General features: G+C 64.4%; 7 protein-coding genes and 1 pseudogene. 2 read left to right on the forward strand and 6 right to left on the reverse strand.

Annotation, left to right across the window (positions count from 1 at the left end):
• Positions 1 to 190: transposase (locus ACXJL8_RS31080; protein WP_456686156.1), on the reverse strand; the 190-nt coding region annotated here is incomplete at its 3' end.
• 238 nt (positions 191 to 428) lie between these two features.
• Here ACXJL8_RS31080 and gltA point away from each other — a divergent pair.
• On the forward strand, positions 429 to 1,730 hold the full coding sequence (gene gltA, locus ACXJL8_RS31085) for a citrate synthase (RefSeq protein WP_456686157.1): 1,302 nt from the start codon (positions 429 to 431) through the stop codon (positions 1,728 to 1,730).
• Between the two features lie 166 nt (positions 1,731 to 1,896).
• On the opposite strand, the gene lpxB is transcribed toward gltA, so the two are convergent.
• The 3 genes from lpxB to lpxA are packed head-to-tail and all read right to left on the reverse strand — an operon-like array spanning position 1,897 to position 4,743.
• The gene (lpxB, locus tag ACXJL8_RS31090) at positions 1,897 to 3,075 is read right to left on the reverse strand and encodes a lipid-A-disaccharide synthase (RefSeq protein ID WP_456686158.1); all 1,179 of its coding nucleotides are present in this window, start codon (positions 3,073 to 3,075) and stop codon (positions 1,897 to 1,899) included.
• Entirely contained in the window at positions 3,072 to 3,929 is an 858-nt protein-coding gene (locus tag ACXJL8_RS31095; protein WP_456686160.1) for an LpxI family protein, read from the reverse strand. Before ACXJL8_RS31095 ends, lpxB begins: the two co-directional genes overlap by 4 nt.
• A gap of 19 nt (positions 3,930 to 3,948) precedes the next feature.
• The gene (gene lpxA, locus ACXJL8_RS31100; RefSeq protein WP_456624224.1) at positions 3,949 to 4,743 is read right to left on the reverse strand and encodes an acyl-ACP--UDP-N-acetylglucosamine O-acyltransferase; all 795 of its coding nucleotides are present in this window, start codon (positions 4,741 to 4,743) and stop codon (positions 3,949 to 3,951) included.
• A 175-nt stretch (positions 4,744 to 4,918) separates the two neighbouring features.
• Here lpxA and ACXJL8_RS31105 point away from each other — a divergent pair, with 175 nt between their 5' ends.
• Positions 4,919 to 5,263: a KTSC domain-containing protein gene (locus ACXJL8_RS31105; RefSeq protein WP_456686159.1), complete on the forward strand. Its 345-nt coding sequence runs from the start codon at positions 4,919 to 4,921 to the stop codon at positions 5,261 to 5,263.
• 6 nt (positions 5,264 to 5,269) lie between these two features.
• Here ACXJL8_RS31105 and fabZ read toward each other — a convergent pair whose 3' ends face one another.
• Together fabZ and ACXJL8_RS31115 are read right to left on the reverse strand one after the other, a co-directional pair.
• A complete protein-coding gene (gene fabZ, locus ACXJL8_RS31110; RefSeq protein WP_249815310.1) occupies positions 5,270 to 5,686 on the reverse strand; it encodes a 3-hydroxyacyl-ACP dehydratase FabZ in 417 nt (138 codons plus the stop codon).
• 41 nt (positions 5,687 to 5,727) lie between these two features.
• Positions 5,728 to 6,022: pseudogene (locus ACXJL8_RS31115) on the reverse strand (UDP-3-O-(3-hydroxymyristoyl)glucosamine N-acyltransferase); the annotation flags it as partial.

Raw genomic sequence — 6,022 nt, forward strand, 5'->3', positions numbered from 1 at the left:
CCGTTTTCCACTTGCCGTACCGCTCCGGCAGGTCGCACCAGTGTGCACCCGACCGCAAAACCCACAGACATCCGTTGACGAACAGACGATTATCCGCAGCCGTACGTCCCGGGTCGCCAGCTTTCCCCGGCAGCAGTGGTGAGATCCTCGCCCATTGCGCCTCGGTCAGCTCATATCGCTTCGCCGCCATCATCCGCTCCGTGTCGAATCACGGAACTCTATGAATCAGCGATCAAACCACTTGGGAATCCCGAATGTCGATCGGGCCTAGGCTAGACGTAAGTCGAGCATGCGCGGCGCCATCTTGCAGCGCACACAGCAATAATATACCCATCTCCCCCGTACCTTCTGGAACATCCGGCCTGCCCCCACCATGTCATCGGGGCCTTCCGGGTCCGGCCCGTTTCACCATACATCGGGGACTTACGATGGACGCAAAATCCACAAAAACAGCAACGCTGACCGTCGGAAACAAGAATTTCGATCTTCCGATCCTGAGCGGCAGCGTCGGGCCTGACGTCGTCGACATCGGCAAGCTTTACGGCCAGTCCGGCCTCTTCACCTATGATCCCGGCTTCACGTCGACCGCGAGCTGCCAGTCCAAGATCACCTATATCGACGGCGACGCCGGTGTCCTGGAATACCGCGGCTACCCGATCGAGCAGCTCGCCGAGAACGGCGACTTCCTCGAGACCTGCTACCTGCTGCTCTACGGGAATCTGCCGACCGCCGCGCAGAAGAAGGATTTCGACGACCGCGTGATCCATCACACGATGGTGCACGAGCAGATGGCCCGCTTCTTCCAGGGCTTCCGCCGCGACGCCCACCCGATGGCGGTGATGGTGGCTTCCGTCGGCGCGCTCGCCGCGTTCTATCACGATAGCACCGACATCAACGATCCGAAGCAGCGCATGATCGCGTCGATGCGGATGATCGCCAAGATCCCGACGCTCGCCGCCATGGCCTACAAGTACACGATCGGCCAGCCCTTCGTGTATCCGAAGAACTCGCTGAAGTTCGCCGAGAACTTCCTGCACATGTGCTTCGCGGTGCCGTGCGAGGAGTACAAGATCAATCCGGTGCTGGCCGATGCGCTGGACAAGATCTTCATCCTGCACGCCGATCACGAGCAGAACGCCTCGACCTCGACGGTGCGCATCRCCGGCTCCTCCGGCGCCAACCCGTTCGCCTGCATCGCCGCCGGCATCGCCTGCCTGTGGGGCCCGGCGCATGGCGGCGCCAACGAAGCCGCGCTCGCGATGCTTGCCGAGATCGGCACCGTGGACAAGATCCCCGAGTTCATCGCCAAGGTGAAGGACAAGAACTCTGAAGTCCGCCTGATGGGCTTCGGCCACCGCGTCTACAAGAACTACGATCCGCGCGCCAAGATCATGCAGAAGATGTGTCACGCCGTGCTCAAGGAGACCGGCCATGGCGACGATCCGATGCTGAAGGTGGCGATGGAGCTCGAGAAGATCGCGCTCAGCGACCAGTACTTCATCGACCGCAAGCTGTACCCGAACGTCGACTTCTATTCGGGCATCACGCTGAAGGCGATGGGCTTCCCGGTTTCGATGTTCACCGTGCTGTTCGCGGTCGCCCGCACCGTCGGCTGGATCAGCCAGTGGAGCGAGATGATCGAGGACCCGCAGCAGAAGATCGGCCGTCCGCGCCAGCTCTACACCGGCGTCACCCGCCGCGACTACGTCGCGATCAAGGATCGCAAGTAAGTTCGGACTTCTGTGTCCTGCGAAACGGCGCCATCGCAAGATGGCGCCGTTTTTGTTTTTGCGGAAATTGTAGGGTGGGTTAGCCGAAGGCGTAACCCACCGACTTCGTTCGGCAAATTCGGAAGCATGGTGGGTTACGCTTCGCTAACCCACCCTACGAATCCCGCTACCGCCGCCCCTTGCGCATCGTTGCCAGCACGATGTCGGCGGCGAGCACGCTCGGTGACTTGTTGCCGGTTGACATGATGCTGTCGAGCTGCGCAAACGCCTCGACCTGTTGCCGGCGCAGCGGCGAATCCGTCAGCACCTGGGCGAGCGCCGGCGCCAGCTTCTCCGGCGTGCAGTCCTCCTGCAAGAACTCCGGAATGACCTCCCTGCCGATCACCAGATTGGCGAGGATCACCGAGGAGACCTTGACCGCGCGGCGCAGGATGAAGGCTTCGATCGCGCTGACGCGATAGGCCGTCACCATCGGAATGCCCGCCAGCGCGAGCTCCAGCGTCACCGTGCCGGATTTCGCCAGCGCCGCGTGGGCGATCCGAAACGCGGCGCGCTTCTCGATTTCGCCGACCACGATCTGCGGCTTGAGCGGCCAGCTCGCCACGCCCTCGCGGATGGTGGCTTCGAGATGCGGCATGGTCGGCAGCATCAGTTCGAAGGCGCGGCCCTCGGCCTGCAATCGACCAAGCGTCGCACCGAACATTTCGAGATGATGCCGGATCTCGCTGCGGCGGCTGCCGGGCAGCACCAGCAGGACCGGCGRCTCGGCATCGCGGCGCGACTGCTCCTGCGCGTTCGGCCGCAGCGACGGCAATTGCTCGATCAGGGGATGACCGACATAGCTGCAAGGCGGCCCGCGCAGCTTGCGGTATTCCTCCGGCTCGAACGGCAGCAGGCCGAGCACGTGATCGACGTAGCCGAGCATGGCGCGCGCCCGGCCCGGCCGCCAGGCCCAGACCGAGGGCGAGACGTAATCGACGACCGGAATCGCCGGATTGCGCGCACGCACGCGACGGGCGACACGATGGGTGAAATCGGGGCTGTCGATGATGACGAGCGCATCGGGCGCGGCCTCCGTCACCGCATCCGCGGTCTGGCGGATCAGCCGCAGGATCTTCGGCAGTTGCTGCACCACCGCGGCGAAGCCGACGATCGACAATTCATCGATCGGGAACAGCGAAACCAGCCCTTCGCGCGCCATGGTGCTGCCGCCGACGCCCTCGAACTGCACGCCATCGCCGAGCCGCTGCCGCAGCACCTTCATCAGCGCGCTGCCCAGCCGGTCGCCGGATTCCTCCGTCGCGATCAGGAAGATCTTCCGCTTCGGATCGCGCCCCTGCATCACGCGGGCAGACCGATGACGAAGAGATATTTTGCGTCGGCCAGCGCAATCATCGCCTGTGGATCGGCGGCAATCGTGTTGCCGGCGATGACGGCGATGCCGGCAAGGCCGGCGCCGGCGACGTGCTCGATGGTGCGCGGGCCGATCGTCGGCAGGTCGAAGCGCAAATCCTGGCTGCTCTTCGGCGCCTTCACCAGCACGCCGCGCCCGGTCGCCGCGCGGATACGGCCCTCCTCGCGCAGGCGCGCGACGCGCGCGAGCAGCGCGTCGGTGCCCTCGATATCCTCGACCGCCACCACGTGGCCGTCGATCACCACGACGGCCTGGCCGATGTCGAACGGACCGAGCGCGCTCAGCACCGCGCGGCCGCGCTCGATATCGGTCTTCCTGGTGTCGCTCGGCCAGGCGCGGCTGATGCAGCCCTCGGGCATCAAGAGGTCGGGCGCGACGTCCTTGATCCCGACCATGCGAAAGCCGCCTTGTTCGAGAATGCGCCCAACGCCGGACAGCAGATGATCGTCGCCACCGCGAAAGGCACGGATGACATTGCCGAGCAGCCGCAATGTCGTGAAGTCGAACCGGATCTCCGAGAGCGAAGGCCGCACCAAGGTGCCGATGAAGATCAGGTCGCGGCAGCCCTCCTCGCGAAACAGCCGCATCGCGCGGCCGAGCTGGCCGACCGAGATCCAGCGATGTCGGAACTTTTCCACCTGCGCGGGATCGCAGGCGCCGCGCAGCGGAAACAGCACCGGCGTGATGCCGCGCGCGGCGAGCGAGTCGGCAACCGCGAACGGCATCGCGCCGCCGCCTGCCACCACGCCGACCGGCGATGCAATCCCTGCCGCCGCCGATGTCATGTCCGCGGCCATCCCAGGATCACTTTTCGATGGCGGGAAGACAGAGCGGGCGATGCTTGCCCTTGCCGATGAAGTCGAGGATCTCGGCGATCGCGGGATCCTCGCCGGCGAGCGGCCGCACCGCTTCGAGGCGCTCGGCGAACATGCCGGGGCCGTGGAAGAGTTTCTGGTAGAACGCGCGCACGGTCGCGAGCCGCTGCTTGGTGAACTTGCGCCGCTTCATGCCGATCAGGTTGAGGCCTTCCAGCGCCGCGTACTGGCCGTTGACCAGCCCGAACGGGATGACGTCGTCGCGCACGCCCGAGAGGCCGCCGACCATCACTTGCGGGCCGATGCGGGTGAACTGGTGCACCGCGGACAGACCACCGATGAAGACGAAGTCGCCGATCTCGCAATGACCGCCGAGCGTCGCCGAGGTCGCGAAGATCACGTCATTGCCGACATGGCAGTCATGGCCGACATGGCTGCAGTTCATGAAATAGCTGCGGTCGCCGACCTCCGTGATGCCGCCGCCGGCCACCGTCCCGGCGTTCATGGTCACGGATTCGCGGATGGTGCAGCCCGAGCCGATCGTCAGCTTCGTCAGTTCGCCACGATAGCTGAGCGACTGCGGCGGCGTGCCCAGCGATGCAAACGGATAGATCGTGCACTCGTCGCCGATCGTGGTCTGCGCGGTGATATGCACGTGTCCGATCAGCTTGCAGTTTTTGCCGATCACGACATGCGGGCCGATGATGCAATAGGGCCCGATCTCGGTACCCTCGCCGATCAATGCGCCGTCTGCCACCCGTGCGGTGGGGTCAATCTTGCTCATCAAGCAATCTTACTTATCAAGAAGGTCTGATTGTGTGTTGAAGTTGCTTCGTTTTCCGGTGGTTAGCGCGACTATGCCTGCTCTGTCCAGTGACGTATCATCTCGGGGTGTTTCAGGCGCCGGATGAGGCGGCCCTCGCAACTGATCAACGCGTTCATGCGGAGCTTCAAGTCCGATGGTCAGAGCCTTGGCAATCCTGCTCGCACAGTTGATGGGGACGCCGATCGTCTCGGAGACGGTCGAGATCGCCGGACGGCCGCCCGTCGATCTCCAGTCATTCGAGTGCCGCGACATCACCCGCAGCACGGTGCTCCAGCGCGTCTGCTACGACCGGGCGCACCAGGACCTCATCGTCGCGATCAATGGCAGCTATGACCGCTATTGCAGMGTCSCGGCCGAGACGRTCGAGMGCCTCCTGGRCGYRCCGTCGATGGGCCAGTTCTTCAACCGAAATATCAGGCGCGACGTTGCTGGCGACCGCTACGACTGCCGGACGCGCCAGCCTATCCAGCGAAGCTGATCCCGCTCAGTCCGTCAGCATCGCCCCGACGTCGGCTTCCGCGACGACCTGGCCGTTGACCTTGGCGTCGCCGTGAAACCACCACATGGTCTTGCGGCGGCCGATCGAGCGCATGTGGTACTCAATGGTGTCGCCGGGCATCACGGGCTTGCGGAACTTGCACTTGTCGATCGTGAGGAAATAAACCGCCCGCGGCTTCTCGGTGCCCTCGACCGACTTGATGCCGATCACGCCGGCGGTCTGCGCCATCGCCTCGATCATCATCACGCCGGGATAGACCGGGCGATCCGGGAAATGGCCCTGGAACGGCGGCTCGTTGAAGGTGACGTTCTTGATGCCGATGCCGCTGTAATCGGTGCGGATATTGATCACGCGATCGATCAGCAGCATTGGAAAGCGGTGCGGGAGCGTTTGCAGGATCATGTTGATGTCCACAAGCTCGAACCTGACCGGTGCTTCCTCCGTCACTCCCGTTCCTCCTGCTTCGGCTCGGCCTTGCTGTCGCGCGCCAGGCGTTCCACCGCCAAAATCTCCTTGAACCACTGCCGGGTCGGCTTGGCAAAAAACCCGCCCCAGCGCCCGCCCGGCGGGATGTCGTCCTTGACGCCGCTCATGGCCGTCACCTGGGCGCCATCCCCGATCTTGAGGTGGTTGTTGATGCCAACCTTCGCTCCCAGCGCCACGTTGTCGCCGATGGTCAGGCTGCCGGCCAGCCCGATCTGGGCCGCCAGCAGGCAGTGCCGGCCGATGGTCACATTG

The organism is Bradyrhizobium sp. P5_C11_2, assembly GCF_054049755.1.